24 protein-coding genes and 4 pseudogenes are annotated in these 25,259 nt (G+C 70.2%); 10 read left to right on the top strand and 18 right to left on the bottom strand.

Going from position 1 to position 25,259, the window contains the following annotated elements; all coding sequences use genetic code 11:
• Positions 1-137: 137 nt before the first annotated feature.
• The 4 genes from ABD652_RS08835 to ABD652_RS08820 all read left to right on the top strand — a co-directional run bounded on the left by ABD652_RS08835 (position 138) and on the right by ABD652_RS08820 (position 2,927).
• The gene (locus ABD652_RS08835) at positions 138-845 is read left to right on the top strand and encodes a maleylpyruvate isomerase family mycothiol-dependent enzyme (protein WP_344720354.1); all 708 of its coding nucleotides are present in this window, start codon (positions 138-140) and stop codon (positions 843-845) included.
• Between the two features lie 41 nt (positions 846-886).
• Complete coding sequence (locus ABD652_RS08830) at positions 887-1,714, top strand: aldo/keto reductase (RefSeq protein ID WP_344720352.1); 828 nt, start codon at positions 887-889, stop codon at positions 1,712-1,714.
• A gap of 116 nt (positions 1,715-1,830) precedes the next feature.
• Positions 1,831-1,953 (top strand): hypothetical protein, encoded by a 123-nt coding sequence (locus ABD652_RS08825; protein ID WP_344720351.1) that lies wholly within the window; start codon positions 1,831-1,833, stop codon positions 1,951-1,953.
• A 53-nt stretch (positions 1,954-2,006) separates the two neighbouring features.
• Entirely contained in the window at positions 2,007-2,927 is a 921-nt protein-coding gene (locus tag ABD652_RS08820) for a CHAD domain-containing protein (protein WP_344720349.1), read from the top strand.
• A gap of 25 nt (positions 2,928-2,952) precedes the next feature.
• Here ABD652_RS08820 and ABD652_RS08815 read toward each other — a convergent pair whose 3' ends face one another.
• The 7 genes from ABD652_RS08815 to ABD652_RS08785 all read right to left on the bottom strand — a co-directional run bounded on the left by ABD652_RS08815 (position 2,953) and on the right by ABD652_RS08785 (position 8,200).
• Positions 2,953-3,360, bottom strand: a complete 408-nt coding sequence (locus tag ABD652_RS08815) for a hypothetical protein (protein ID WP_344720347.1) — start codon at positions 3,358-3,360, stop codon at positions 2,953-2,955.
• Positions 3,361-3,487: 127 nt separating this feature from the next.
• The gene (locus ABD652_RS08810; protein WP_344720345.1) at positions 3,488-4,294 is read right to left on the bottom strand and encodes an alpha/beta fold hydrolase; all 807 of its coding nucleotides are present in this window, start codon (positions 4,292-4,294) and stop codon (positions 3,488-3,490) included.
• Between the two features lie 9 nt (positions 4,295-4,303).
• On the bottom strand, positions 4,304-5,491 hold the full coding sequence (locus tag ABD652_RS08805; protein WP_344720343.1) for a low temperature requirement protein A: 1,188 nt from the start codon (positions 5,489-5,491) through the stop codon (positions 4,304-4,306).
• Between the two features lie 9 nt (positions 5,492-5,500).
• The gene (locus tag ABD652_RS08800; RefSeq protein WP_344720341.1) at positions 5,501-6,106 is read right to left on the bottom strand and encodes a class I SAM-dependent methyltransferase; all 606 of its coding nucleotides are present in this window, start codon (positions 6,104-6,106) and stop codon (positions 5,501-5,503) included.
• 96 nt (positions 6,107-6,202) lie between these two features.
• Entirely contained in the window at positions 6,203-6,805 is a 603-nt protein-coding gene (locus ABD652_RS08795) for a dihydrofolate reductase family protein (protein ID WP_344720339.1), read from the bottom strand.
• Between the two features lie 50 nt (positions 6,806-6,855).
• Entirely contained in the window at positions 6,856-7,503 is a 648-nt protein-coding gene (locus ABD652_RS08790; RefSeq protein ID WP_344720337.1) for a dihydrofolate reductase family protein, read from the bottom strand.
• 31 nt (positions 7,504-7,534) lie between these two features.
• Entirely contained in the window at positions 7,535-8,200 is a 666-nt protein-coding gene (locus ABD652_RS08785) for a winged helix-turn-helix transcriptional regulator (RefSeq protein ID WP_344720335.1), read from the bottom strand.
• 72 nt (positions 8,201-8,272) lie between these two features.
• On the opposite strand from ABD652_RS08785, the gene arfB reads away from it, so the two are divergent.
• Positions 8,273-8,713, top strand: a complete 441-nt coding sequence (gene arfB / locus ABD652_RS08780) for an alternative ribosome rescue aminoacyl-tRNA hydrolase ArfB (RefSeq protein WP_344720333.1) — start codon at positions 8,273-8,275, stop codon at positions 8,711-8,713.
• A 28-nt stretch (positions 8,714-8,741) separates the two neighbouring features.
• Here the strand turns inward: arfB and ABD652_RS08775 are convergent, their stop codons facing one another.
• The 4 genes from ABD652_RS08775 to ABD652_RS08760 all read right to left on the bottom strand — a co-directional run bounded on the left by ABD652_RS08775 (position 8,742) and on the right by ABD652_RS08760 (position 14,985).
• Positions 8,742-9,299 carry a dihydrofolate reductase family protein gene (locus tag ABD652_RS08775; protein WP_344720331.1) on the bottom strand — a complete coding sequence of 186 codons (558 nt, stop codon included), beginning with the start codon at positions 9,297-9,299 and terminating at the stop codon, positions 8,742-8,744.
• Positions 9,300-9,383: 84 nt separating this feature from the next.
• On the bottom strand, positions 9,384-10,916 hold the full coding sequence (locus ABD652_RS08770) for a BCCT family transporter (protein WP_344720329.1): 1,533 nt from the start codon (positions 10,914-10,916) through the stop codon (positions 9,384-9,386).
• 68 nt (positions 10,917-10,984) lie between these two features.
• Positions 10,985-12,019, bottom strand: a complete 1,035-nt coding sequence (locus ABD652_RS08765; protein ID WP_344720327.1) for a YncE family protein — start codon at positions 12,017-12,019, stop codon at positions 10,985-10,987.
• Positions 12,020-12,132: 113 nt separating this feature from the next.
• A complete protein-coding gene (locus tag ABD652_RS08760; protein ID WP_344720324.1) occupies positions 12,133-14,985 on the bottom strand; it encodes an AfsR/SARP family transcriptional regulator in 2,853 nt (950 codons plus the stop codon).
• Between the two features lie 164 nt (positions 14,986-15,149).
• On the opposite strand from ABD652_RS08760, the gene ABD652_RS08755 reads away from it, so the two are divergent.
• A complete protein-coding gene (locus ABD652_RS08755; protein WP_344720322.1) occupies positions 15,150-15,590 on the top strand; it encodes a hypothetical protein in 441 nt (146 codons plus the stop codon).
• A gap of 185 nt (positions 15,591-15,775) precedes the next feature.
• Positions 15,776-16,027, top strand: coding sequence for a PspC domain-containing protein (locus ABD652_RS08750; protein WP_344720320.1), 252 nt, complete (start codon positions 15,776-15,778; stop codon positions 16,025-16,027).
• A 96-nt stretch (positions 16,028-16,123) separates the two neighbouring features.
• Here ABD652_RS08750 and ABD652_RS08745 read toward each other — a convergent pair whose 3' ends face one another.
• On the bottom strand, positions 16,124-16,579 hold the full coding sequence (locus ABD652_RS08745; protein WP_344720479.1) for a TetR/AcrR family transcriptional regulator: 456 nt from the start codon (positions 16,577-16,579) through the stop codon (positions 16,124-16,126).
• Positions 16,580-16,642: pseudogene (locus tag ABD652_RS08740) on the bottom strand (hypothetical protein); the annotation flags it as partial.
• Between the two features lie 203 nt (positions 16,643-16,845).
• Between ABD652_RS08740 and ABD652_RS08735 the strand changes: the two are divergent.
• Complete coding sequence (locus ABD652_RS08735) at positions 16,846-17,700, top strand: NAD(P)H-binding protein (RefSeq protein WP_344720318.1); 855 nt, start codon at positions 16,846-16,848, stop codon at positions 17,698-17,700.
• Positions 17,701-17,812: 112 nt separating this feature from the next.
• Here ABD652_RS08735 and ABD652_RS08730 read toward each other — a convergent pair.
• Positions 17,813-17,959 (bottom strand): annotated as a pseudogene (locus ABD652_RS08730) (DUF933 domain-containing protein); the annotation flags it as partial.
• 48 nt (positions 17,960-18,007) lie between these two features.
• Positions 18,008-19,009 carry a helix-turn-helix transcriptional regulator gene (locus ABD652_RS08725; protein WP_344720316.1) on the bottom strand — a complete coding sequence of 334 codons (1,002 nt, stop codon included), beginning with the start codon at positions 19,007-19,009 and terminating at the stop codon, positions 18,008-18,010.
• A gap of 110 nt (positions 19,010-19,119) precedes the next feature.
• Here ABD652_RS08725 and ABD652_RS08720 point away from each other — a divergent pair, with 110 nt between their 5' ends.
• A complete protein-coding gene (locus ABD652_RS08720) occupies positions 19,120-19,569 on the top strand; it encodes a VOC family protein (RefSeq protein WP_344720314.1) in 450 nt (149 codons plus the stop codon).
• Between the two features lie 182 nt (positions 19,570-19,751).
• Here ABD652_RS08720 and ABD652_RS13965 read toward each other — a convergent pair.
• The 3 genes and pseudogenes from ABD652_RS13965 to ABD652_RS08710 all read right to left on the bottom strand — a co-directional run.
• Positions 19,752-19,943: pseudogene (locus ABD652_RS13965) on the bottom strand (transposase); the annotation flags it as partial.
• A 226-nt stretch (positions 19,944-20,169) separates the two neighbouring features.
• Positions 20,170-22,668, bottom strand: a complete 2,499-nt coding sequence (locus ABD652_RS08715; RefSeq protein ID WP_344720312.1) for a PEP/pyruvate-binding domain-containing protein — start codon at positions 22,666-22,668, stop codon at positions 20,170-20,172.
• A gap of 55 nt (positions 22,669-22,723) precedes the next feature.
• A complete protein-coding gene (locus ABD652_RS08710) occupies positions 22,724-23,815 on the bottom strand; it encodes a lysophospholipid acyltransferase family protein (RefSeq protein WP_344720310.1) in 1,092 nt (363 codons plus the stop codon).
• Between the two features lie 239 nt (positions 23,816-24,054).
• Between ABD652_RS08710 and ABD652_RS08705 the strand changes: the two are divergent.
• Positions 24,055-25,065: pseudogene (locus ABD652_RS08705) on the top strand (IS256 family transposase); the annotation flags it as partial.
• Positions 25,066-25,259: the final 194 nt, after the last annotated feature.

Here is a 25,259-nt window from a genome sequence, read left to right as displayed (position 1 = left end):
GGACGGTCACGCTCCTCCGCCCCGATGCTATCGAGGATCGGAGCCGCGCGGGCCCCATCGAGGCGCCGATCACCGGTCATGCCCGAGCGCGGCGTCACGCCGCCGTCGACGACGACGGCGCGGTCTAGGCTGGAACGATGGACACGCCAGAGCTGCTCGCCGAGCTGACCGCCCTGCAGCGCCGCTTCCACGCCGGTCTGCGCGAAGCTCCGCCCGCCGCGCCCGTGCCGACCTGCGCGGGCTGGACCGTCACGGATCTGGCGGACCACCTGGCCGACGTCCACGCCTGGGCGGCCATGATGGCGAGCGACCAGCGCAGCGTCCGGCCTCCGGCCCGCCGCGGGACCATCGCCGACCATTACGCCGGACGCGCCGACGAACTGCACCGCACGCTCGCCCAGCTCGATCCCGAGGCGCTCGTCCCGACGTTCGACGGGCGCGGCCCTGCGGCGTTCTGGCACCGCCGGCAGACGCATGAGACGCTCATCCACCTCCACGACCTGTCGCTGGCGCGGGGAACCGCCCCGCCCGAGACGGCCGTCGAGGTCTGGGCCGACGCAGTGGACGAGGTGGTCCATGTCCTCCACCCGCGCCAGGTGCGCCTCGACCGGGCGAAGCCTCCGCAGGATTCGCTGCGACTCGTCGCCGAGGATGTCGGCGCGCCGGGCGGCACGGCCTGGACTCTTCCGGCCGGGACGACGACACCGGCGGCGACGGTGACCGGTACGGCGCAGCAGCTGGCGCTGGTGCTCTGGCGGCGCCTCGACCTCGACGCCGCCGACGTCGTGGTCTCCGGCGATGCCGACGCCGCCCGCCGGGAGCTCGACGCCCCGGTGACGCCCTGAGCCGCGCCCGCGGCCCGGCCGCGACGACGTAGGCTCGTGCCATGGACCATCTTCCGCTGAACTCCGGACCGTCCATTCCGCAGATCGGCTTCGGCACCGGCGGCACCCCGGAGGCCGCCGAACGCGTCGCCGCCGCCCTGCAGGCCGGGTACCGCCACCTCGACACCGCCCAGCGCTACGGCAACGAGTCCGGCGTGGGCGCGGGGATCCGGGCCTCCGGCGTGCCGCGCGAGGACCTCTTCGTCACCACCAAGCTCGACGATTTCCATCATGCCCCGGCCGACGTCGACCGCACCCTCGACGAGTCGCTGGCGCGGCTCGGCCTCGACGCCGTCGACCTGTTCCTCGTCCACTGGCCGATGCCGCGGCTGGAGGTCTCCTTCATCGACACCTGGCGGGCGATGCTCGCCGCCCGCGACTCCGGACGGGCCCGCGCCGTCGGCGTCTCCAACTTCCAGCAGGATCATCTGGAGCGGATCATCGAGGCCACCGGAGAGGTGCCCGCCGTCGACCAGATCGAGATCCATCCGACCTTCGCGAACGACCAGCTGCGGGCCTTCTGCCGTGAGCACGGCATCGTCGTCACCGCCTGGAGCCCGCTGGGCAAGGGCGACGACCTGGCCGAGCCCGCCGTCGTCGCCCTCGCCGAGCGGCTGGGGCGCAGCCCGGCGCAGGTGATCCTGCGCTGGCATCTGCAGCGCGGCGACGTGATCATCCCGAAGTCCTCCCGCCCCGAGGGCATGGCGGCGAACCTTGACATCCTCGACTGGCGGCTCGAGGCGGAGGACGTCGCCGCGCTGGAGGCGCTGGACCGCGGCGAGGCCGGGCGACGCACTGCGCATCCGGACGAGATCGAGCTGCGCGGCTGACCGTGGCCTCCGCTGAAGGCCTTGGACGAGCAGCACCGGCGCAGACGGCAGACCGATTCGCTCCACCGCCCGAACAGCTCTGGCCGCGGCGGCCGGAGTCGAGTTGAATGGGTGCCATGTCCGCCTCGCGCCTCGCCGCCTCCTTCCTGGTGCCCATGACCGTCTTCCAGGCAGATCTCGCCGTCGGAGCCCCGACCGCGGCCGCGGGAACTGCGGCGATCGCCCCGCCGCGCGCCTGAGCGGCCGGGCGATCACTGTTCCGTCACACTACGAGCTTCGCAGGAGGGAGTCCATGTCGCGTCCTGAGCACAGCACCGCCGAGGAGACGCTGACCGCCGCCGTCGGACTGCGGGCACAGGTCGTCCTCGACCGGGTGCCGGCCGCCGTGGAGGACCAGCACGACGCCGTCCATCAGCTGCGCACCGCCGTACGTCGACTGCGATCGCTGCTGGCGATCTTCCGCTCGCACTTTCTGGCCGAGGAGGTGACCGACCTGCGGCACCGGCTCTCCACCCTCGGCGACGTCCTCGGCGAGCCTCGCGATCTCGAGGTCGCCGCGGAGCTGGCCGGCTCGGTGCTGGAGGAGCTGCGCGCCGGCCGCGACGACGAGCCCGTCGCGGAGGTCTCGGCGACGCTGATCGACGCGGTGCTCGAGGACCGGGCGACGGCCCACGCGACCTTCGTCGCGTGGTGGGAGGACCACGGCGAGGAGCTGACGAGGGTGTTGGAGGGCTGGACCGAGGACGCCCCTGTCGATCCGGCCCTGACCGAGGAGGCGGCGAAGCCGTTCCTGAAGGACGCGGTCCGCTCCGAGGTCGCACGCGCTCGGACCATGGCCGACCGGCTCGAAGTCGGGCTGCTGGAGGGGCCGGACGACCGGACGCTCGCCGACGCCCACCGGCTGCGCAAGGCGGGACGGCGCCTGCGCTACATCGCCGAGGCCTTCACCCAGCCTCCGGCGGAAGTCCTGGGGAAGAAGGCCCGTCGCGCCGGCAAGCGCGGATCGCGGCTCCAGACAGTGCTGGGCGACCACCGCGACGCGCTGCTGCTCGGCGGGCGTGCCCGGCGCCTGGCGGTCGAGGCGTCGACGCCGGGCGCCGCAGACGATTTCCGGGCCTTCGCCGCCGTCGCCGAGGCCCGAGCCTCCTCCGCGCTGGCGGACCTGCCGCAGGCGATGACGAAGCTGCGGTCGGCGGCCCTGCCCACCGGCTGAGCGGTACCCGTCCCCGGCCGGGCTTTCACGCCGACGCGGACACCGGCTCCACGTGGTGCGCCCAGGCGGTGAAGACGCCGATCACCCGCGTGCCGGCCGCGCCGAACGCCGTCTCGGCGTCGGCACGCCAACGGTCCAGAATGCCGTCGGGCAGGCGCCGGGAGGAGGAGAAGGCCAGGACCACCGCCGGCAGCCCGATCGCGGCGAGCGCGGTCAGCATCTCGCGGCGCTCCTCGTCGTCGACGAGCCAGTCGGTCTGGTCGATGAGCACCGGCGTCGGGTAGCCGACGTCGTTCTCGTCGCAGGGCAGCACGGCGAAGGTGTTCTGCGCGCGATCGGATTCTTTGACGACCAGGTCGACGACGTCGCCGGCCAGGTGCGGGGTCGAGAGCGGGCGGTCGGTCCAGTCGGGTGGAAGATCATCGAATGCCATGACTCGATCCTCGGCGAGCGCGGAGCCGCCCGCCAGCGGATCCGGGCCGATGTGGACGGAGCGTCCACAGCTGCGCCGAGGCCTTGACAGCGCGGGCCGAGCTCGGCCCGCTCCCGCCCCGCGGTCCTCAGCCCTCGGCGGCGAGGAAGCGCCGCAGCACGGAGGTGAAGACCTCCGGCTGCTCGGCGTGGACCCAGTGGCCGGCCCCCTTGATCCGCACCAGATGCGCCTGGGGGAAGTGCTCGCGCATGGCCGGCCGGTGCTCCTCGGCGACGTAGTCCGACTCCGCGCCGGCGATCCAGAGCACCGGGCCGGTGAACTCGCGATCACCCTGATCCGGGAATCCGCCGATCACGTCGAGCTCGGAGCGCAGCAGCTCCAGGTTCGACAGCCAGCGGAAGCCGTCGCCGTCGCGGACCAGGCTCTGCAGCAGGAACCCGCGGATCATCGACGACCGGATCGGCTCCTGCAGCTGCTCATCGGCCTCGCGGCGCGACGCCAGCGCGCGCGGGTCCAGTTGGGCGAGGCTGTCGAGCAGGTGCTCGAACTCGCCCCTGGATCCGCCGGAGGCCACCGGGGAGATGTCGACGACGACGAGCCGCTCGATCAGCTCCGGATGCCGCAGCGCGAGCACCATGGCGACTTTGCCGCCCATCGAGTGGCCCACCAGATGGACCGGGCCCTCGCTCGCGACGCCGGCGCGCAGCTCGGCGGCGATGAGGTCGGCCATCTGCTCGTAGTCGAGGTGCTCGGTCCACGCGGAGCGCCCGTGGTTGGGCAGGTCGACCAGCAGGCTCGCATGCTCCTCGGCCAGGCCCTTGGCGATCTGGGTGAAGTTCTTGCCCTGGCCGAAGAGGCCGTGGAGGAAGACGACTGTCGAGCCGTCACCGTCGACTGTGGTGGTGTGCAGGGTGAAGTCGGATGCGTCGCTCACCGCTCCAGCCTACGTGGCTCGTCCCGCGTGCGCGGCGGATCGCCGCTGGACGGCGGTGAACACCGCCAGCGTCGTCGTCACCGACAGCACGGCCAGGCTCAGGGCCGCGACCGGAAGCACCTCGCGCAGGGCGACGGCGGTACCGGTGAGCAGCACCAGCACTGCCGCGGCGATGACCCGGGAGCGGGCGAGGCGCCCGAAGCGCGAGCGCAGGAACATCAGGTTCCCGGCCAGATAGACCAGCGGCCCCGCCGTCGTCACCAGCACGATCGCCGGGGTCAGGGTCCCGTGGGTCAGCCGCAGCTCGATCGAGACCGCCACAAGGACGGCGCCGAGGACCATGAGCGCATGGGCGTAGGCGAACGCCGTGCGCAGCGCGCCGGTCGAGGTGTCGCCGTGCTCGGCCCCGGAGCCCGCCAGGGCGAAGTAGTTCCACCAGAGGACGAAGAGCGAGGCGAAGCCCACGCTCAGGCTTCCCACCAGCGGCAGGTCGAGGGGCGTCCGGTCGGCGACGGCGCCGCCCATCAGCAGGATGGACTGGCCGAGGGCGATGACGAAGACCAGCCGGTTCCTCCGGGCCAGATGCTCGGCGTCGGCGTCCCAGAGATGCATCGGCGCCGACCCGACGAAGGGCACCCGGAAGCGGGCCAGCGGGGCGGCGTAGTCGACGACGACGGCGGCGAGCCAGAGCGGGATCCGCCACGGGTCCGGGGCCGCGGCGCCGAGGATCCAGAAGACGCCGGCGAACAGCGTCCACAGCAGCAGCATCCGGTAGTTGCGGGCCAGCTGCCGTCCGGAGAAGGCGAGCATCATGACCGCCGGCCGGAGGATCCCCATGAACAGGTAGCACCCGACGAAGAGCCAGACGCGCTCGTCGAAGGCCGTCGGGATCGCGACGGCCATGCCCAGGGCGGCGAGCATCAGGACCACCGACAGCAGCTGGACGCGCGTGCGGAGCGGATCGAGCCAGTTCATCGCCCACGCGGTGTAGTTCCATCCCCACCACACCGCGGCGAAGAGGATGAGGGTCTGCAGCACTCCGGTCCAGCTGAGGTCGCCGAGCAGGATCTGCGCGAGCTGGACGGCGGCGAAAACGTAGACGAGGTCGAAGAACAGCTCCACAGGGGTCACGCGGGAGCGGCGCGCGGCCGGCCGGGCCAGGGAGGCGCGGGAGGTGATGCTCGGTGCCACGGTCACGGCCCCGAGCTATCCGGCGGCGTGGCGGAGCACGGTGACGGCGAAGTCGGCGTCGTCGTGCCAGGCGTGGAGCTGCCAGCTGGAGAAGCGATGCTCGACCCGCAGCCCGGCCTCGGCGACGAACGCGTCGAAGTCCTCCAGGCGCAGATGGCGGTCGGTGTGGAAGCCGACGAGCAGGAACCCGTCGGCGGCCACGCAGGCGGCGAGCCGACGCAGCACCTGCGTCTCGGTGCCGGGGGCGAGGAAGACCATGACGTTGCCGGCCAGCAGGACGGCGTCGAGCGGAGCCGACTCCCCCAGCATCTGCAGGTCCAGCTCGGCCAGGTCGGCGACGAGGTACCGCGGGCCCGGATGGTCCTCCTCGGCCGCGGCGATCAGTTCGGCATCGGCGTCGACGCCGACGACGGCGTGTCCGCGGGCGTGGAGCTCCCCGGCGTGCCGGCCCGGCCCGCAGCCGGCGTCGAGGACCCGCGCCTGTCGCGGCACCATCGCGTCGAGCAGACGCGCCTCGCCGACGAGGTCCTGCCCCTCGGCGGCCATGGTCCGGAACCGCTCGATGTACCACTGCGAGTGGCCGTGTCTCGTCTCTGTCGCCCAGCGCGTCGGCTCTGCCATGCCACCAGACTACGGGCGGATGGAGACGAGGCCGGAATCGCTCATGGTCGGCGAGCTGGTCGCCCGCTGGACCCGCTGCCGGCCCCGGACACCGTCTCAGCGCATGTCGAAGCTCAGGTGCGTGGCGTACGGAGAGGCGACGACATCGGCCTGCCTCAGCGGCAGCGGCGCGTCCACCAGATCGAACAGTCGCGTGCCCGACCCCATGATGATGGGCGAGAGGTGGATCCGCAGCTGGTCCACCAACCCGGCGGAGAGGGCACTGTCGATGACCTCGGCTCCGCCCATGATGACGACCTCGCGGCCTCCTGCCGCGTCGCGCGCGGCGCTGACGGCCGCCTCGACTCCGTCGGTGACGAAGGTGAATCCTTCGGTATGACGCGGCTTCTGCGGCGCCGAATGCGTCAGGACGAACACCGGAGGCGACTGCGGAACCTCATGATCGTACGCATAGCTGATCGTGTCGTCCCAGCCGTTCGGGCCGTCCACGAAGTCGAAGGTGCGACGCCCCATGATCACCGCCCCGGCGCTCTCCCCTCCTCGCTCGAGGATCTTTCGGTCCTCGGGCGACTCCTTCGAGCGGAACACCCACTGCTGGATGGCCTCGCCCCCGGCACCGAGGCCGTTCTCGGAGTTCGGGCCGGGCCCGGTCACGTATCCGTCCAGGGACATGCTGATGTCGGCGCTGACAGTGCACATTGCGGTCCTTCCACAGGTGAGGGGCTGCTGCAGGTGATCGATCGATGGGCTCACGAGTCGATGACGACGTCCTGACCGTCTCGGACGGCCGGCGCCAGCGAGTTCTCGAAGGCGCCGGGCGTCATCTCGGTGGAGAGGACGCCGCTCTCCGTCACCGTGCTCTGCGCGACGTGCATGCCGCAGGCCGGCCCGTCCGCGTCGAAGAGGCGAGAACCGCCCCCGACCACGACCGGCGCCACGAGGAAGCGGTAGATGTCCACCAGCCCTGCCTGGTGCAGCGTGCGCGCCAGCCGGACGCTGCCGTGGACCTGCAGCTCCCGATCGTCGTCGACCCTCTTGAGCCGCGCGACATCCTCGAGGAAACCGTCGCCGAGCGCCGTGCTGGAATCGGCCCAGATCTCGCCCAGCGGCGAGGAGGTGACCACATACTTGCGTCGGTTGTTGATCTGGTCGGCCACGGCATCCGCCGGATCCGTCACCTGCGGCCAGTGGGACGCGAAGGTCTCGAACGTTCGACGCCCGAGGAGGAGGGCGCCGCAGCGCCGAAACCACCCGTCGACCGCCTGACCGCAGCCGTCGTCGAAGTACGGCATCAGCCATCCCCCGCGGGTGAAGCCTCCCCGCGGATCCTCTGCGGCGCTGCCGGGGCCCTGGCTGACCCCGTCGAAGGTGGTGAAGAGATTGATGCTGAGCCTCATGGTGCGATCTCCGTCCGTCCTGATGGTCGATTCATGGCGTGCCGATGACGTCGTCCAGCGGCACGTGGAATGCCCGCACGAAGTCCTCCAGCACCGCATGCGGGCCTTCGATCTCGACAGCGCCGGACGTGATCGCCTCCGCGGGCGAGAGCCGACCGGCCAGCAGCAGCCTGAACTGCGGTCCGCCGTGGATGATCAGATCCGGCGTCGCCTCCGGCACGCCGACGTCGACGGTGACCTCGGCCCCGTCCATGGCCGCCCACGCGCTCGCCGGTCCGACATGGATCGAACAGGTCGTGGCGGCGGTGACGGCCCCGGGCCGATACGCCGCGCGCAGTGCCGCGGCCAACGAGGAGCTCGTGATGATCTCTTCCGGCGCCGGCGCGCTCATGCGCTGCGCGCCCCACCGTCCGAGGCGATCGAGGATGGGCGTGAGCTCGGCCCCGTACGGGGTGAGCGCATACACCACGCCTCCTCCCGGCTGCCGCGCGGCCCGACGCTCCACGATGCCCATCTGCTCCAGCTCCCGCAGCCGGGCGGTGAGCACGCTCGTCGGAACTCCCGGGAGGCCCTCCCCGAGGTCCTTGAATCGCCGGGGCCCCAGCGTCAGGTCACGCACGACGAGGAGCGCCCATCGCTCCCCCAGCACGCCGGCCGCCCGGGCCAGGCCGCAGAATTGGCGGTAATCCTTGCTCATAACTTCAGATTACGAAGTAACCTGTGGAAAAGCAAGCATATGCCGGATGCCGGGGTGCGACACACTCGCACTATGGATGATCTGCACATAGTCCCGGGCCCCGGGATCCCCCGCGGCCTGCGCGTGCCGGAGGGAGAGCTGGTCGAGCAGTTCTCCCGTGCGTCGGGCCCGGGCGGTCAGGGTGTCGACACCACGGACTCGAAGGTGCAGCTCAGCCTGGACCTGGGCACGACGACGGCGCTCAGCGAGCCGCAGCGGCAGCATGTCCTCGGCCGGCTCGCCACGAGGCTCTCGGGCACCGTCCTGACCATCAGCGCCTCCGAGCACAGATCTCAGCGGCGCAATCGGACGGCGGCGAGACGACGACTCGCCGCACTCCTCCGCGAGGCGGCGGCTCCCGACCCAGTCCGGCGGCCGACCCGCCCCACGAGAGGGTCGCGACGTCGGCGGCTGGACGCGAAACGCCGGCGTTCCGAGACCAAGAGCTTCCGTCGGCGCCCGACGACGGATTGATCCGCACGCCGGCACGGGCCGGCGTCGCTCATCCGCGCAAGGGACGGTAGCGGAGCAGGACGCCGCCGGTGTCCACGGCGCGGGACTCGAGGAGTTCGAGCGACCGTGCGGCCTCGCTCGTCGTGAAGAACGGCGTGCCGGAGCCCAGGATCACCGGGGCGATGCCGAGCAGCAGCTCGTCGACGAGGTCGGCCTCGAGCAGGCTGTCCACCAGGTCCGCGCTGCCGAAGACGTAGATCGGGCGCTCGCCGAGCTGCTTCCGCCGCGCCAGCTCCCCGACGGGATCGGCGGTGGCCTCGGTGTTGTTCCATTCCGGCGCGGTGAGCGTGCGGGAGGCCACGAGCTTCGGGACGGCGTTCATGTACGCGGCGATCTCGGGCTCGTCCGTGTCGGCCGGCCAGTGGGCCGCCATGCCCTCATAGGTGTTCCGGCCGAAGACGAGGAGTTCGGCCTCCTCGCCGAACTGCAGGCTGAGCCGCCGCAGGTCCTCGCCCCAGATGTACTCATGGAGTCGCAGATCCCACGGCTGGTCTCCTTCGAAGAAGCCGTCGATCGAGATGACGTTCCAGACGATGAGCTGACCCACGACGATCCTCCCTGGAGTGCCGTCCGGTGCGGATGGCACAGACCCTAGTGCGCCGGGCGCGGCACCACAATGGTTCGCCGATGATCAGCCCGGCTCCCTCCGCAGGGCCCCGGCACGGTCGCGTCGCAGCATGATCACCAGGGAGACCGCCAGCCCCAGGAGGATCACGGTGAACGGCGCCGCGGCGATCACCGCCGCGCTGCGCAGATCCTCCGGGCCCCCGCTGAGCAGCAGCACGGCGGCGAAGGCGGCCGCGAAGGACCACATCAGCCGCACCGGACGCGGGGGCTTCATGGCCCCGCCCGTCGTCGTGCTGCCGAGCATGAACGACGCCGAGTCGGCGGAGGTGATGAACAGCAGCGCCAGCACCGGCACCAGCACCACCAGCGCGATCTCCGTCAGCGGCAGAGTGTCGAAGACGGCGAGGGTGGCGATCGACTTCGCCTCCGAGGCGATCCTGGAGACCGACACTTCCCCGGCCAGCTCGCGCGCCAGCGCCGTGCCGCCGAATACGGAGAACCAGACGATGCTGACCAGGCTCGGCACCAGCACCACGCCGGTGACGATGCCGCGGATCGTGCGACCGCGGGAGATGCGGGCGATGAAGGTGCCGACGAACGGCGCCCAGCCGATCCACCAGGCCCAGAAGAAGTAGATCCAGTCCGCCGTCCAGGAGTCGCCGGCCGCGCCCTCCGTCGCGAGGCTCATCGGCACGAAGGTGGAGACGTAGTCGGCGACGCCGGTGCCGAGCCTCGCGACGATCGACCCGGTGGGTCCCAGGCTCAGCACGAGCACGAGCAGCAGGCCGCAGAGGGCGCCGTTGGCCAGGCTCAGGGCCCGGATGCCGCGTCCCAGCCCTGTCATCGAGGAGATCGTGGCGAAGGTCATCAGTCCGATGATGATGGTGATCTTCACGCCGTAGGAGTCGGCCACGGCGAACTGGTCGGCGAGCCCGGCGTTGAGCTCGCCGGTGCCGAGTCCGAGCGAGGTGGCCACGCCGAAGAGGATCGCCAGCACCGCCAGAGTGTCGACGACGGCGCCGACCCACCCGTCGGCCAGGCGCCCGAGCAGCGGGCGCAGCGCCGAGCTCACCAGCATGCCGCCGCCGCGGGTGAAGGCCGCATAACCGATCGCGATCGCGACCACTGCGTAGATCCCCCAGGCATGCGGACCCCAGAACAGGAAGGAGTACCGCATGCCGGCGCGGGCGGCCTCCGCAGATCCTGGATCCGCGGCGCCGTAGGGCGGATCGGCGAGGTGGATGAGCGGCTCGGCCGTGCCCCAGAACAGGAAGCTCAGCCCGACGCCGGCGCTCACCAGCATCGCCACCCAGGAGACGACGCCGAACTCCGGCGCCGCGTCCTGCCCGCCCAGGCGTTTCTTCCCCGCCGGAGAGAGCGCGAGCACGACGATGAAGACCAGCAGCAGCGACACGGTGATCGGATAGACGAGGCCGAAGGTCCCGACGACGACCTCGCGGATCGCGGTGAGGGACTCGGTGAGCGCCTCCGGGAATACCAGGCCGAAGACGACGAACGTGATCGACAGCGCCAGCGAGGCGTAGAAGACCGGCCCGAGGCGTCCCCGGGTCTGCGGATCCGGCGCTGGTACGTCCATGGCGCCAGAGTCTATGCCGGGGCGTCGACCGGCCCAAGGGTTCGTCGGACCGGCACGACCCTCCCGTCTCAGATCAGCGCGGTGACATCGGGCTCGGCGCCGGTGGCCAGCGTGCCCACCGTGGTGAAGGACTCCAAGTCCAGGATCGCGACGGTGTCGATGTCGAGCAGCGTGATGAATGCCGTCGGTTCGGTCGGGTGGAAGGAGATCCCGGCCGGGGTGCCGTCGAAGGAGATCGACTGCATCTTCTGCAGGTCGTCGTCGTAGCGGGTGACGGCCCGGTTCTCGATGTCGGTGGTCAGCAGCGTGCCGCGCCCCGGCTCCACGTAGACCCGCAGCGGGTCGCCGGGCACCTCGGCGCGGTCCTTCTCCTTCAGCGTCCGAGCATCCAGTCGGACCAGCGCACCGTCCTGACGGGCGCCGACGTACAGGTACTTCTCGTCCTCGCTGAGCGCGCAGCTCTCCGGCAGGCGCCCCGGCGAGGCGACGGTCGGCGCCGCCGAGGCGTCGTGCGGGTCGACGAGGCTGACCGTGTGCGACAGCAGGCCGGTGACGTAGGCGCGGGTGCCCTCGCGATTGGTGACCACCATGTGGGTCTTGATCCCGCCGGTGTGCACCGCCGCCGAAGCCCCATCGGCCTCGGCCGCGTCGTCGATGCGCAGCAGGACGCCCTGCTCCTCGCTGAGCACATAGACGCGGTCCTGGTCGTCGATGGCGATGCCGTGCAGGCGGTTGAACGGGCTGAGCTCGATCGTGCGGACGAGCTCGCGGGCGGCGAGGTCGACGACGAAGACGCTCGACCCGCCGGGACCGACGTCGCCGGACATCCGCACGCCGTAGTGCCCGATGTAGGCGTACCGCCGCGCGCTGTCGACGACCATCTCATGCGGGTGCTCGTCGAGCGGGATGCGGGCCAGCCGGGTGCCGTCGGCGACGTCGTGGAAGGCGACGGCGTGGCCGCTCTTCTCCACGAGGACCAGCGTCCCCTCGACGGCTCCTCCGCTGCCGCGCGACGCCCCGGCGGCCGCCGCCAGATCCGGGACCGCTCCGGCGGAGACCAGTCCCCCGCCCATCGCGCCGATCACTGCCCGTCGGGTCACCATGCCGCCCGCCCCTTCCGTCGTGCGTCCCCATCCGTCCCGTCGGCGCCCGCGTCCACGAGGTGTCGGCGGCCGCACACGCTGCGCAGCACGCTAGAGAGACCTGACGCACGACGTCAATGCTCCGACGACGTCGACCGTCCCTCGGCAAGCGGGTGCCGGAGCCCGACCCCCGTTCCGGAGCCTGTTCCTCCGCCGATGTCCGCGAGCCGTCCTCGCAGCTCGACCGCCGCCTCGTCGGAGGGATCGTCGACCGCCTCGAGAGCCTCATGCCAGTCGGCGGCGGCGCCGGCGTGGTCGCCGGTTCGGCGACGTGCCTCGCCGCGGATGGTCAGCGCCCGGACCGTCGACGCCTCGAAGCCGTCCGCACGATGCGCCTCCACGGCTCGGGCCAGCGGCTGGAGCGCCAGCTCCGGCTCGCCGCGGAGCAACCGGAGCCTCCCTTCGGTCATCCACAGCGCGACGGTGTTGTGGCTGCGGCTCTCGCCCCACGCCGTCCTCGCCACCTCGCACATCTCGAGCGCCTCGTCATGGCGTTCGAGGTTCATCAGCATCTCGGCGGCGTTCGAATAGGCCATCGCCTCGGTGATCGCGTTCCCCGCTCGGCGGCACCGGGCGGCCGCGTCCAGCGTCATCTCAAGCGCCTGGGGCAGGTCGCCGTGGTGCGCCAGCACGAGGCCGAGCTGGTAGGTCACGCGCGCCAGGTCCTCCTCGTCGCCGCGGCGTTCGAGGATACGGCGGCGAGCATGGAGGTGTTCGAGAGCCTCGTCGGTCCGTTCCTGATACATCGCGGCCCCTGCCGCCGAGACGCGCAGGTCGGCCTCGCCGACGTCGTCGCCGATCCTCGCCGTCGCCGCGAGCCCGATAGCCGCGACATGTTCCCAGGGGCCCCAGTGCCGGTCCAGCTCGAGGTACGCGCTGAGCGACTGCACGAGCCCGGGGCAGCGGGATTCGAACAGCGGCTCGGCGGCCGTCGTCTCGATCAGCTGCACGACGACGCCCCATTCCTTCCGGAACCAGGCCAGAGTGTCCTGCCGGCCGGTCAGCGCCGTCTCGACGCTCCCCGGCCGGGCTTCCGGGACCGCGAGCAGAACATCTTCGGACCCCCGCAGGTGCACAGTGCCGCGGCGACCGGTGTGCAGGAAGTGGTCCACCAGCCGCAGCACCGCCTCCTCGCGCTCCTCGGCGGCAGTCGTGGCGGCCAGCTCCGCGGCGTAGGCGCGCAGCAGGTCATGCATCACGTAGCGGCCAGCGCTGTGCTCTCGGACCAGGTGGGCGCAGGCGAGCTCCCCCAGCAGGGCGCGGAATTCCCCGACCGGCCGCCCGACCAGACTGGCCGCCGCCGTCAAGGAGATGTCCGAGCCGGGGTGCAGCCCCAGCAGTCGGAAGCACCGGGCGGCCGCCGGCGAGAGGGCGCGCCAGGACCAGGAGAAGACAGTGCGCAGGTCTGCTCCCTCGACGTCGCCGCTGAAGATGTCCAGAGCGCCCGGCACGGCGTCGGCCTCTTCGAGCAGAGACTCCAGCGGCAGCTGCGGCTGGCCGGCGATGCGCGCCGCGGCCAGCGCGACGGCGAGCGGAAGCCCTGAGCACCCGAGGATGAGGCGCTCGGCGGCCTCGGGCTCGCGGTCCACGCGGGAACATCCGATGCGTGCGGCCAGCAGGCGCGCGGCGTCGCGGGGGCCCACGGGTTCCAGCGGCAGGGCCGTGGCGTACCCGGCGGCCAGCAGCCCGTTCATGCTCGAACGACTGGTCACCAGGATCATGCAGCGCGACTCGGCCGGCATCAGCATCCGGACCTGGTCGCTGTCCCGGGCATTGTCCAGCACGATCAGCAGCTCCTGGCCCGTCGTCAGCGTCCGCCATCGGGCGGCGAGCGCCTCCTCGGCGGACGGCAGGTCCTCCCCCGGCGCGAACGCCGCGATCAGCGTGCGCAGGGCCGTCTCACACGTCATCACCTGCTCGTCGAGGTCGAAGCCGCGCAGATCGAGGTGGATCTGGCCGTCCGGGAACTGCTCCGCATGACGATGAGACCAGTGGACGGCGAGCGCGGACTTGCCCACCCCGGGCGGGCCGGTGATCACCACCGGGCCGCCGCGGTCAGCACAGGCGTCGAGGAGTTCCAGCTCCTCCTCGCGTCCGATGAACTGCAGGATGTCGCGCGGCAGCTGGTGGGGCGGAGGGGTCGAGGCGAGTCCCGACATCGCCTGCCCCTCCCCGCGCTCGGCTGCCGGCGGTGCCGCCGCGGCCAGCAGCTCGGCATGGGCGGCCTGCAGTTCGGCACCCGGATCCGACCCCAGCTGCTCGGCGATGAGACTGCGCGCGTGCTCGTATCTGTCGAGCGCCTCGGCGCGGCGGCCGACCAGGTGCAGCACACGCAGGAGGCGCGTCCAGAGGGATTCGCGGAGCGGCCACGAGGCCGTCAGCCCGGTGAGTCGATCGATCGTCGAGTCGAAGCGGCCGGCCGAGATGTCGAGGTCGGCGAGGCGCTCGGAGGCGGCCAGATGTTTCTCCTCCAGGCGCACCACTTCCTGGGAGGCGACCTCGGGCAGGTCGACGTCGGCGAGGGGCACGCCGCGCCACAGGGCCGTCGCCTCGCGCAGAAGGCGCTCCTCCTCGGAGGCTTCGCCCCGCACCCGGGCCCGTCGGGCGTCGGCGACCAGCCGCTCCAGTCTCGAGGCGTCGACGGCGTCCACGGCGATGCGCAGGGCATACCCGTGCGGCTCGGTGACGATCGCACCGTCGCCGAGATGACGCCGCAGCCTGCCGACGTAGGTCGCGACGGCGCCCTTCGGGCTGCTCGGCGGACTGCTTCCCCACACCTGGGACGCCAGCCGTCCCACGGAGACCGATCGACCCGGAGCGAGGGCGAGCACCGCCAGCAGGCTGCGGAGCCGATCCGACGACGGCGCGACGTCGGCCCCGTCCAGCTCCACCTGGAGCGGCCCGAGGAGTCCGATCCGAAGGTCCATTCACTCCCCCTGGACAGCAGCGCCATACGGCGACGACGACGTGTGATCCATCTGTGATCGCACTGACAATGACAGGCCCTAGTGTACGGAGAGCCTTGCCACAGGGGCGAGGTTCCATCGGCCCGCACTCGACGGGCACCGACGAGCAGAGAGGCAGTATGCACATGTTGCGCACTCACACCGCACGAGCCGCATTCGGCATCGTCGCCGCGGCCACACTGGCCCTCGGCACAGGCAGCGCCGCGTCGGCGTCGGCGACCACCGGCGCTCCCGGCGGCGTCGAGACGACGTCGGTCAGCACGCAGCAGGCGAAGTACTACAAGAACGTCTGGAAGGTGTCCAACTCCTTCACGGACAACGGGCTCTGGGACGCGCCCAGCAAGTCCAGCGGCATCACCTGGTGGGGAAGGCTGGGCAGCGGAACGAACTACTTCTATTGCCAGACCAAGACCGATGTCACCCGACAGGCGTCCGAAGGCAAGTACGTCAACAACTGGTGGCTGCTGACGGACGACGACTGGGGCAACAAGCATGTCTGGGTCAACGCCGTCAACGTCAGCGGCGGTGGAAACTACGAGCGGATCCCCGGCGTTCCGCTCTGCTGACCCGGGACGAGCTCGGGCCGCCCCGACACGGAGACGGCCCCCGTCGCTGCGCGCAGCGACGGGGGCCGTCCGCGTGACGGGCAGGTCGGCGTCGCAGCATGAGCCCTTGCGGTCCGGACGCCTGCCCTCCAGTCCACCTGCGGTCAGGGGCTGTGCTCATCAGGGACCCGACGTATCATCGGGGCATGGAACACTTCTTCGACGCGATCCGCCGGATCGGATTCCGCCGCGGCCCGAAGCGCCTCGTCGCCGGCATCGGCGGCAGCCTCGCCGAGAAGCTGGGAATGAACGTCTGGCTGGTCCGCCTCCTGCTCGTCGCCCTCTCCCTGCTCCCTGTGGTGGGGATCGGCGCCTACCTGGTGATCTGGGTGCTCACCCCGTGGCAGGACGGCCGCATCCCGCTGGAGCAGATCCTCGGAGGATCGCAGCGGCGCTGACCCGATCACATGCCTGGACCGGCGTCTCGCATGGAGCTCCACCTGCGCCGTGACGACTGTGACGCCGCCGCGGGAGACGCCTGCGCCCCGACAGGGTCATGCCGGCGGCCGAGTCGCCCGACAGATCCCGCCGAGGACGAACTCCGTTCGACGGTCATAGTCCTCCCGGGACGGCCTGCGGCCGTGCTTGAGAACCAGGGCGTTGTCGAGGGTGAGCGCATGAAAGTCATCGGGGGTGAACTCGTCGGCCAGGACGCCGGCGGCATGACCATCCTCGACCAACGCGTCGTGGAAGTCTCCCCCGATGCGGCATAGCGCCATGAGCTGCTCGGAGTCGGGGAACTCCTGCAGCAGGACGTCGTTGACGGCCGGCAGCCGGTACTGGAGATCGCGCATCGCGCCGACATAGAAGCAGATACGTTCCCAGGCACCCGTGACGGACCAAGCATCATCGATGACGGCCCTCAGCTCGCCGGCGACGACGTCGTCGATGACGGCGTCGATCAGGCCGACCCGTCCTCCCAGCCTGTTGAAGATGGTCGCCTTGCTCACGTGGGCGGCCGCGGCGATCTCCTCGAGGGGCGCCGAAAGGCCCTGCTCGCGGAACGCCGTCACCGCAGCGGCGCAGATCCGGTCGACGTTGCGTCGAGCGTCGGAGCGAAGCCCCCGGCGAGGAGCCGGTGCTGGACATCGCTGCTCTCCTTCCGCGCCGAGGCAAGTTGACTCACCTGGTCAAGTTATTCGAGAGCACGCCTCGGCCCGGCCTTCGCTGCTCTCCGTCGCGCGACTCGTAGCCGCCTCGATGAAAGGACTTCGTCATGATCATCGCGACCGGAGCGACAGGCACCCTCAACGGCGCCACCGTCGACCATCTTCTGCAGCGAGTCCCTGCTGCCCGCCTCGGTGCCAGCGTCCGCGACCCCGCACGCGCGAGGCATCTGGCCGACCGAGGCGTGCGCGTGCGCCGAGGAAGCTACGAGGACCCCGTGGCCCTGCGCCGCTCGTTCGCCGACGCAGAACAGGTGCTCCTGGTCTCCTCCAGTGACATCGGAGCAGATGTCGTCGCGCAGCACCGAACGGCGATCGACGCCGCGGCCGCGGTGGGCGCCCGACGGATCCTGTACACCAGCACGTGCGGGGCCGGCTTCGAGACGCCGTATCCGCCGCTGGCGATCCATGCCGCCACGGAGCAGCACCTCGCTGCGTCAGGCGTCGCGTGGACCGCACTGCGCAACGGGTTCTACGGAGACCTCGGACAGCTGCTCGGGCCGTGGCAGGAGACCGGGACGATCGCCAAGCCGGCCGACGGGCCGTTCTCCTGGGTGGATCGGCGCGATGCGGCCGAGGCCGCGGCGGCGATCCTCGCCGGCGACGCTGCATTCGACGGCCCGGTGGACCTGGTCCCGTCCTCCCCCGTCACACTCGCCGACTTCGCCGCGGCCGCTTCTGAGCTCTCCGGCCGTCACATCGAACGTGTAGTCGTCGACGATGAGGATTGGGTCGCCGGCGAGATGGCGAACGGCACCCCAGAGGGTGCGGCACGATTCACGCTCTCGATGTTCCAGGCGACACGCGGCGGCCATTTCGCACATGCCGACCCCACGCTCGTTCAACTCCTCGGGCGGGAGCCGCGCAGCATCGCCGATCAGCTGGCGGACCAGAACATCGGGTGATTCCCCGAACCCGTCTTCGGTCGCCGGCCGGCCCGGACGCTCGCAGAGACGGCGACGGGGTGCAGGGCGCCGGGCAGCACGCAGCAACACGTTGACTCTGGACGTCGACCACGTCACCGTCCTTCATGACACAGTCCTCGCCCTCCCCACGCACCTTGCCGTCCGACGTCGCCTCAACCAACGATCCCGCGGCCGTCAGATCCTCGCACAAGACGACCCCGGCCTCGATGAGAGCGCGCGGGACGTCCGCGCGGATCACACCGGAGGCGGCTCCTTCCGCGCAGCGCGATATGCAGAGCTCGCCGAATCATGGCCCGACTCGCCCTCGGTGATCAGCAGCCGCGTCCAGCATCAGCGTCGCGGCGGCGCGCACACGGTCTCGGAGTGCGTCGGGACGCTCGATGATGACGTCGCAGTCGAGAGCAGCGATGACCGATGGCAGCCAGTCGAGACTCTCGGCGTGGATCTCGGCTCGGTGCCAGGGCAGGGTCTCGTCTCGCGTCGGGCTCGCGGCGCATTCGGCCATCTCGAGTCGCGCCACGCTCCGTGGAAGGTGAGAGCGAATGTGCTCCTGAGTCTGCCGAATCCGCAGCACGACTTGCCACCGGTAGTCCGCCGTTGCGAATCGCTCGAGGAGCCGGTCTTCCACCTCGGACTGGAGAGGCGGAGAGAACGTCCCGGGGACGAGCCGGGCCGTTCGGATCCGGTCTGCCCGGAATGTCCGTTCATCCTGCTTGTCCACGTCGAACGCGAGGAGATACCAACGCTCGGCGTGCGTGACCAATGCGTACGGATGGATGGTGCGCCGTGACGCTGATCCCCGTCCGCTCAAGTAACGCAGGTCGACCACCTGTCGGCGGTCCACCGCCTCCGCCAGGGTCAGCATGACCGAGGACTCGGGGGCGGCGTCGCCGTCATGGGACGTGCTCGTCATGGTCCCCAACAGAGCTTCCATCCGCTTCACGTCCGCCGTCGACATGGCCCGCCTGATCTTTCCCAATGCGGTCCGGGCGGCACTGTCCCGGGCTTGCGAGGCTGCCTGCGACCTCGTGAGCCCGAGGAAGACTGCGATCACTTCCTCCTTGCTGAACATGAGCGGGAGAACGCGACGGCCGGACGCGAGCCGATATCCGCCGTAGCGCCCACGCACCGTCTCCACCGGCAGCCCCAGCTCGCTCAGTCGCTCGACGTCTCTGCGAACCGTCCGTTCATCGACGCCAAGACGCTCGGCCAACTCGGCGACGGTACGCAGCTGCGCGGACTGCAGAAGCTCGAGCATCTGCAAGGCTCGCGCGGTGGTGTCAGCCATGGATCCCATCGTCGCTCATATACCGGTCAGTCTTCGCCCGGTATCACTCGTAACGTCATCTGTGTGGTCGGAGCCTCGGCCACACACATTCACCACAGGAGGAGACCACCATGCAGCTGGCATCCACTCGTATCTTCACCGACGACGTCGACGCACTCGTCGACTTCTACGAGGCGGCCACCGGAATCGCCGCCGATCGCCTCCACCCGAAGTTCGCCGAGATTCGCACGTCCTCCGGCAGGCTGGCCCTCGCCAGCACGACCACGGTGCCGCTGCTGGGCGACGGCGCTGCCGAGGCGCGCGCAAATCGCACCATCGCGCTGGACTTCCTCGTCGACGACGTCGACGCGACCTATCAGACGCTTCAGAGCGTCGTCGACGTGTTCGTGAACACCCCGACGGACATGCCATGGGGCAATCGTTCGCTGCTCGTCAGGGACCCCGACGGCAATCTGGTCAACTTCTTCACGCCGGTCGGCGCGTCTGCCGCATCTCGTTTCACGGACGATGACCCCGCTGCCCACCAGATGATCGTCGAACACCACGACGAGATCCCATGACCTGGCGCGCTCCGGGCCGACTCCGCTCGGCGATCGCCGGACGGGGAAACGGATAGGGACGAAGCCCAGGGCGATTCACCGTGGTGATGCACCCAGGTGATCGTCGAATCGATCGGGGTCGCCCAGTCGAGCGACTCGGCGGCGTCGGACTGCTTCTGCACATCGACCAGCAGCGTCTCCCATGTGCCGTCGTTCGCCCAGCGGATGAATCGCTTATAGATCGAGTTCCATCTGCCGAAGCGTTCGGAGACATCTCTCCACGGAGCCCCGGTGTGGCATGTCCAGACTATGCCCTCGCTCGCGAGGCGGTGATCCGGCCACGGGCGCGAACGCCGCGGCCTGGCAGCAGGATCGCGTCGTGCTTCTATCGCCATCCTGGCAGCTCGGCCCCGAAGTTCGTCGGGGTCCTTCCTCGGCGCTGTCAGGCACTTCATCCTTCCGGGGAATCAGCGCCTCCACCAGCCCCGGGGCGATGCCGGCCCACTACGGCGCTGTGGAGGCACACCGCCGTCGGATCGATCATCGCGCGGGCGCCGGCCCGTGGCCTTCAGGGGTCTCGCGTCGCCCCGGCAGCGCCACCGCGGTCTATGACTGCGACTGTCATACGAGGGCCACAGTTCCCTGTCCTCCGTCCATCCTCACCCGCTGGCCGTTCGTGAATCGGCGGGTCGCATCACGGATTCCCATGACTGCCGGGATGCCCAGTTCACGGGCTGTCACCGCGCCGTGGGAGAGAGCTCCGCCGCTTTCGGTGATGACACCTGCGGCTTGGTAGAACAGCGCTGTCCAGGCGGGGTTCGTCGTCCGGGCGATGAGGATCGCTCCGACCGGGAACTGCGGGAAGTCGTCGGGGCTGTGCACCACGAAGACCTCCGCCTCCACCTGTCCGGTGCTGCCGGCCGTGCCACACATGTCCGCTTCCTCGGAGAGGTCCGCGTCGGCTTCACCGTGCACCCAGTCCGGGTCGGATTCGAGCGCCGCCCGGTAGCCGGCCCGCAGCTCCTGCGCCTCCGGCCGCAGCGAGGCCAGGGCGTCGGCGGACCCTTCGCGCAGCGCTCCCTCGAGTGTGTCGACGTGCAGGAAGTAGACATCGTCCGGCTCGTCGAGCGCTTCCGCCTCGACCAGTCGCTGCCCCAGCGCGGAGAGCGCCCTGCGCATCGGCAGATTCAGCCGGGTCGTCTGGTAGTGCTCGAGGTCATCCAATGCCGTGTAGGTCCGCGCCAGCCGGATGACCTCCTGCAGGAAGTAGCGCAGATCGTCCGGCACCGCGTCCAGCACCTGCCGTTCGGCCTCCGCCTGCTGCGCCCGCAGCTGATTGGACGAGACCTGTGCGCCCGCTTCTCGGTGAGCGAGCACCCGCAGCTGGTTCACCACGATGTGCGGTGCGCCCACCCACGTGGGGTGGTACGCGTCGAAGTCGAGTTCACGATGGCCGTGGCGCTCGAGGAAGACGTCCAGCTCGCTCGCGAACGCGGGGAACTGCGCGCGCAGCTCATCCATCCGTCCTTCCGCGCTGGGTGCGGAGTCCAGCCACCCCAGCAGGTCCGGTGTGGCCCTGATCGCCCGCGACAGCTGCCAGAGCTCGTCGTTGACTTGTCCGGTCTTCGTATCCGTCTGGGCCACCAGCTGGTCGAAGACCGACTGCGCCTGCTCGTCGGGCAGCTTCATCGACAGCAGCGTCAAGAGCCCCTTGTACAGCATGGACTGCGTGAGCGAGATCGCGATGTTGGGCAGGAAGTACCAGGAACCGAGGTCGCTGATCTCACGCACATGATCCCAGAGGCCCTCGAGGTCCTTGTCCTCGAGCGACGTGTGGGAGAGCCTGCCGATCCCCAGCAGGTAGGTGTCGAGGTCGCGCATCCACTGCACGGGCAGATCTTGGACCCACCCGTACTGACGGGCGATATCCGGCAATGACTGACGGATGCTGTCGATGTCGCGGAACATGGCTGTGGGGAAGCGGCCGCTGTAGAGCTCCACGGCCGTCTGATTCCCGTAGATGTAGAAGTCCCGCATCGCGAACCACTTGTCGCCGAAGGGCGGCAGCCCCATGAGCTGGAAGCTGTGGCGCAGCGATGCGTGGAAGCCCGTCTCGACGAGGTCCCAGGTGAGCGGGGTGACGGGGTTCGGGTACCTCTCGGCGGACTCGTCGCGGGTCCAGCGCGCCGCCACCCGGGTGATCGGACGCGACTGCAGCAGGAAGAGGTCGCCGCCGCTCACCGCCCACTCGATGTCCTGGGGGAATCCGTAGTGGTCTTCGGCTTGCACAGCCAGTCGGGCGACCTCTGCGCGCATGTCCGCGTCGATCGCCTCCGCCTCGGCCCGTTCCGGCGCGATGTCGACCTCCCGCGTCCCACCATCGGCGTCGACGACGAGAGCCGCAGGCTTCGATGCGACGCGGATCCCCCTCTCCTCCGCCCCGTCCCGGCTGAGCAGGTATTCGTCGACCTCCGCTTCACCGCCCACCACTGTTTCGCCGAGCCCGTAGGAGGCATTCACGAGCACAGTGGTCAGATCGCCCCGCACCGGGTCGATCGAGAATGCGACGCCCGCGGCCTCTTCATCCGTCACCTCGACCATCTGCTGGACGACGACGGCCATGGACGCCTGGAGGTGGTCGAGCCCCAGCCGATCGCGGTACTTCATGGCGTGGATGTTCCACAGGGATGCATAGCAGCGCAGTACGGCGCGGGCGACCGAGGTCGCACCCCGCTCCCCCAGGAACGTGTCGTGCTGGCCGGCGAAGGCCGCGCCCGGGAGGTCCTCCATCGTCCCGGACGAGCGAACCGCGACGGCGCGATCCGCGAGTCCCACCTGCTCGAGTGCGGCGTCGACCTCCTTGACCCAGCTGTCCTCCAGCTCCATGCCCAGGAGGAGTTCCTGGACCTTCTCCGCCGCAGCTTCCGTCGTGTTCTCCTGCAGGATCCCGCGGATCTTCCGGCGAACCGGCTCGAGAATGGCCGCGTAGGTCTCTGCCGTCACGATGACGCCGGGCGGGACCGGGAGCTCACGTGCGGACTTCGCAAGGCTCGCTCCCTTGCCTCCGGAGACGTCCAGTCGCGTGGCGTCGTCGTGGGTGAAATCGATGATGCGGGACATGCGGACCTCTTCTGCTGCTGGTGATGGTTCGGACGAGGGAGAGAAGGATGGGGTCTCAGGCCAGCGGTGCCGTGTTCGGCTGCCAGCGGCGGGCCCGCACAAGTGCACGCCCGGCCACGAGGCTCAGCAGCCCCGCGCCGGCGAGGGCCGCGACAGCGGTTCCAGAACCGGCCGACGTCGCCCATGCCGCCGCGACGGCGAGGATCAGTGCCCAGAGGACTCCGGCGCCGCTGCCGCCGAGCATCCGGAAGAATGTCACCGTGTTGCGCGCATCCGCCTTCCGTCCCACCCGCCCGGCGACCCACAGCACGGGGGCCACCGGCCAGTGGAGCACCAGACCGGCGCGACGGGGCCACGGACTGACGGGCTCCGCGGCGACGGAGGTCCGCGCCCGATGCCCCGGCCCGGCAGGCGTCTCCTCTGCGACCGCCGGACTCGGCGGGGAGGTCGCCGCGCGCTGCTCGTCCAGGAACGCGGCGGCGAAGGATTCGCCGGCGCGCGCTCGGGCCGCGGCGCGGAACTGGACGTCGTCGAATGTCGACGGGTCCGGACAGTTCACGGACACGGCGTCGAGCGCCTCGGACAATAGCGCGTGCACCTGGTTCTCCCGCTCCAGGTGCGGTCCTTCAAGGGTGTCCGGGAGGTCGACGGCCGGTCCCAGCCACAGTTCAGCGATCGAGCCGTACCGTTCCGGAGCCGCGTAGAAGTGGCCCACGGGGATCACGTCGACCTCGACGCCCGCCTCGCGCAGACGGCACCAGATCTTCGCCGCACCCCGCCGGTAGGAACCGGGAGCATAGCGCCATTCGCTGGTGCCCTCGGGGAAGATCACGAGGTCCCCGCCTGCGGTCAGGTGGTCGGCCCCCGCGGTGACGGGGTCGGAGACTCCCGACGGATCCATGCCATAGCGCTCCATGTCCTTCGAGCGGATGACCGGAATACCGGTGAAGAGGGCACGCAGGGGCCCACGCATCAGCTGTTTCGAGACCAGGTGCTGCGCGTACGGGAATGCGGACAGGACGACGCTGCCGTCAACCGCCCCGTTGCGATGGCTGGCGATGATGAGGCGCGGGCGACGCCGCGGACCGGGATCCGTGCCACCCCGACGAACAGGACCGAATACGGCTCGCCGCATGGCCGTCGCCACAGCGCGATGCCACGGGCTCAGGGACGCGCGGCGCGGCGGACGCTCCCCTGCTGCGGGCACGATCGCCGCCCTATCGTGCTCCGGCGGGCCCACAGGACTCATGCCGGACAGATTGGCACAGAGTGTGTGTGCCGGGCAACAGACCGTGCATGCCGCGCGGCGGAGGGCAGATGCAGAATGCAGTGCCAGACTGACCTGCCGCCCTGAGTTGCGTCCGGCAGTGTGGTGTACAGCACTCGGTGAGCGTCACGCCCTCCAACATCGACCCCACGCGCCTGCTCGAGGAACAGATCCACCAGGCGAGCCCGGACCTGCTGCGCGAACTGTTGCAGACCTTCATCAACACTCTGCTCTCTGCCGAGGCCTACGCGGTCTGCGGCGCTTCGCGCCACGATCGCAGCGGGAGGCCCCCAAGCTCGTGGACTCGTCGGGCATCGAGAACCTCTCCGAATCCCGAATCAACCAGATGGCCGGCGAGCTCGATGAACAGGCAGCCGCCTTCCGAGCCCGCCCGCTGGATACCGGGCCCTGCACCTTCGTCGCCGCCGACGCGCCGGTGCTGACAGTCCGCGAAGCCGGCCGGGTGGTCCCGGTCCACGCGCTGGTCGCCACCGGAATCAACTCTGACGGGCGTTGCGACATTCTGGGACTGCAGGTCACCTCCAACGAGGACGGCGCCGGTTGCGGGGAACCTTCGGCGACCTCGTCGCCCGCGGACTCACCGGAGTCGAGCTGGTCACTTCCGGCGCTCACCCCGGACTGAAGGCCGAGATCGCCCCCGGTCCGGCGCCTCATGACAGCGTGCCGGATCCACTTCGCGGAGAATCTGATGAGTCAGACGCCGAAGGCCTCCTGGCCGTGGGTGAAGGCGCTGCTGCACAGCATCACGGCATCTATACCTATGACCAGCCCGGCCCGACAGGAGTCGATGTCCAGTTCGACCGGGTCGTCGAGGTGCTGGAGGCCAAGCTGCCGAAGGTCGCCGACCACCTCGCACAGGCTCGGGAGGAGATTCTGGCCTTCACCAGCTTCCCAAGCAGCTGTGGGTCACGATCTGGTCGAACAACCCCGATGAGCGGTTGAACGGTCAGATCCGTCGGCGCACTGACGTGGTCGGGATCTTCCCCGACCGTGAAGCAATGATCCGCCTGGTCGGGGCGGTACTGGCCGAGCAGCATGACGAGTGGGCCGAAGGGCGTAGGTATATGAACCTCGAGACTCTCGCGCAGGCCCGGACCATGGGTGACACCGAACCCGGCACTGACGCCGGAGAGTCCCTCAAGGAGGTGGAGTCCCGCACTGTCGATCCGCTGGCAGTCTGGCCCTCAGATGTACCGACTCGCAGGATCACGCCTCATACACCACTCCACGGGACTTGACCAGCGGGTCCGAGGTCGGGCCGTCCGGCACGACGTCATCGCGCTCCGTCGCCTGATTCGCGACC

Origin of the sequence: Nesterenkonia halobia (assembly GCF_039536005.1) — a bacterium.
GTDB lineage: Bacteria > Actinomycetota > Actinomycetes > Actinomycetales > Micrococcaceae > Nesterenkonia > Nesterenkonia halobia.
The sequence above is the reverse complement of the archived record's forward strand: the minus strand, read 5'-3'. Positions and strand labels throughout refer to the sequence as shown.

Bases quoted from the DNA above. Each gene is read 5' to 3' on its own strand.
- ABD652_RS08820 (WP_344720349.1), top strand. From the start codon at position 2,007: ATGTCGCGTCCTGAGCACAGCACCGCCGAGGAGACGCTGACCGCCGCC.
- ABD652_RS08755 (WP_344720322.1), top strand. From the start codon at position 15,150: ATGTTGCGCACTCACACCGCACGAGCCGCATTCGGCATCGTCGCCGCG.
- ABD652_RS08760 (WP_344720324.1), bottom strand. From the start codon at position 14,985: ATGGACCTTCGGATCGGACTCCTCGGGCCGCTCCAGGTGGAGCTGGAC.
- ABD652_RS08785 (WP_344720335.1), bottom strand. From the start codon at position 8,200: ATGAGCAAGGATTACCGCCAATTCTGCGGCCTGGCCCGGGCGGCCGGC.
- ABD652_RS08765 (WP_344720327.1), bottom strand. From the start codon at position 12,019: ATGGTGACCCGACGGGCAGTGATCGGCGCGATGGGCGGGGGACTGGTC.
- arfB (WP_344720333.1), top strand. From the start codon at position 8,273: ATGGATGATCTGCACATAGTCCCGGGCCCCGGGATCCCCCGCGGCCTG.
- ABD652_RS08725 (WP_344720316.1), bottom strand. From the start codon at position 19,009: ATGGCTGACACCACCGCGCGAGCCTTGCAGATGCTCGAGCTTCTGCAG.
- ABD652_RS08715 (WP_344720312.1), bottom strand. From the start codon at position 22,668: ATGTCCCGCATCATCGATTTCACCCACGACGACGCCACGCGACTGGAC.
- ABD652_RS08830 (WP_344720352.1), top strand. From the start codon at position 887: ATGGACCATCTTCCGCTGAACTCCGGACCGTCCATTCCGCAGATCGGC.
- ABD652_RS08735 (WP_344720318.1), top strand. From the start codon at position 16,846: ATGATCATCGCGACCGGAGCGACAGGCACCCTCAACGGCGCCACCGTC.
- ABD652_RS08770 (WP_344720329.1), bottom strand. From the start codon at position 10,916: ATGGACGTACCAGCGCCGGATCCGCAGACCCGGGGACGCCTCGGGCCG.
- ABD652_RS08720 (WP_344720314.1), top strand. From the start codon at position 19,120: ATGCAGCTGGCATCCACTCGTATCTTCACCGACGACGTCGACGCACTC.
- ABD652_RS08790 (WP_344720337.1), bottom strand. From the start codon at position 7,503: ATGAGGCTCAGCATCAATCTCTTCACCACCTTCGACGGGGTCAGCCAG.
- ABD652_RS08825 (WP_344720351.1), top strand. From the start codon at position 1,831: ATGTCCGCCTCGCGCCTCGCCGCCTCCTTCCTGGTGCCCATGACCGTC.
- ABD652_RS08800 (WP_344720341.1), bottom strand. From the start codon at position 6,106: ATGGCAGAGCCGACGCGCTGGGCGACAGAGACGAGACACGGCCACTCG.
- ABD652_RS08835 (WP_344720354.1), top strand. From the start codon at position 138: ATGGACACGCCAGAGCTGCTCGCCGAGCTGACCGCCCTGCAGCGCCGC.
- ABD652_RS08795 (WP_344720339.1), bottom strand. From the start codon at position 6,805: ATGTGCACTGTCAGCGCCGACATCAGCATGTCCCTGGACGGATACGTG.
- ABD652_RS08750 (WP_344720320.1), top strand. From the start codon at position 15,776: ATGGAACACTTCTTCGACGCGATCCGCCGGATCGGATTCCGCCGCGGC.
- ABD652_RS08815 (WP_344720347.1), bottom strand. From the start codon at position 3,360: ATGGCATTCGATGATCTTCCACCCGACTGGACCGACCGCCCGCTCTCG.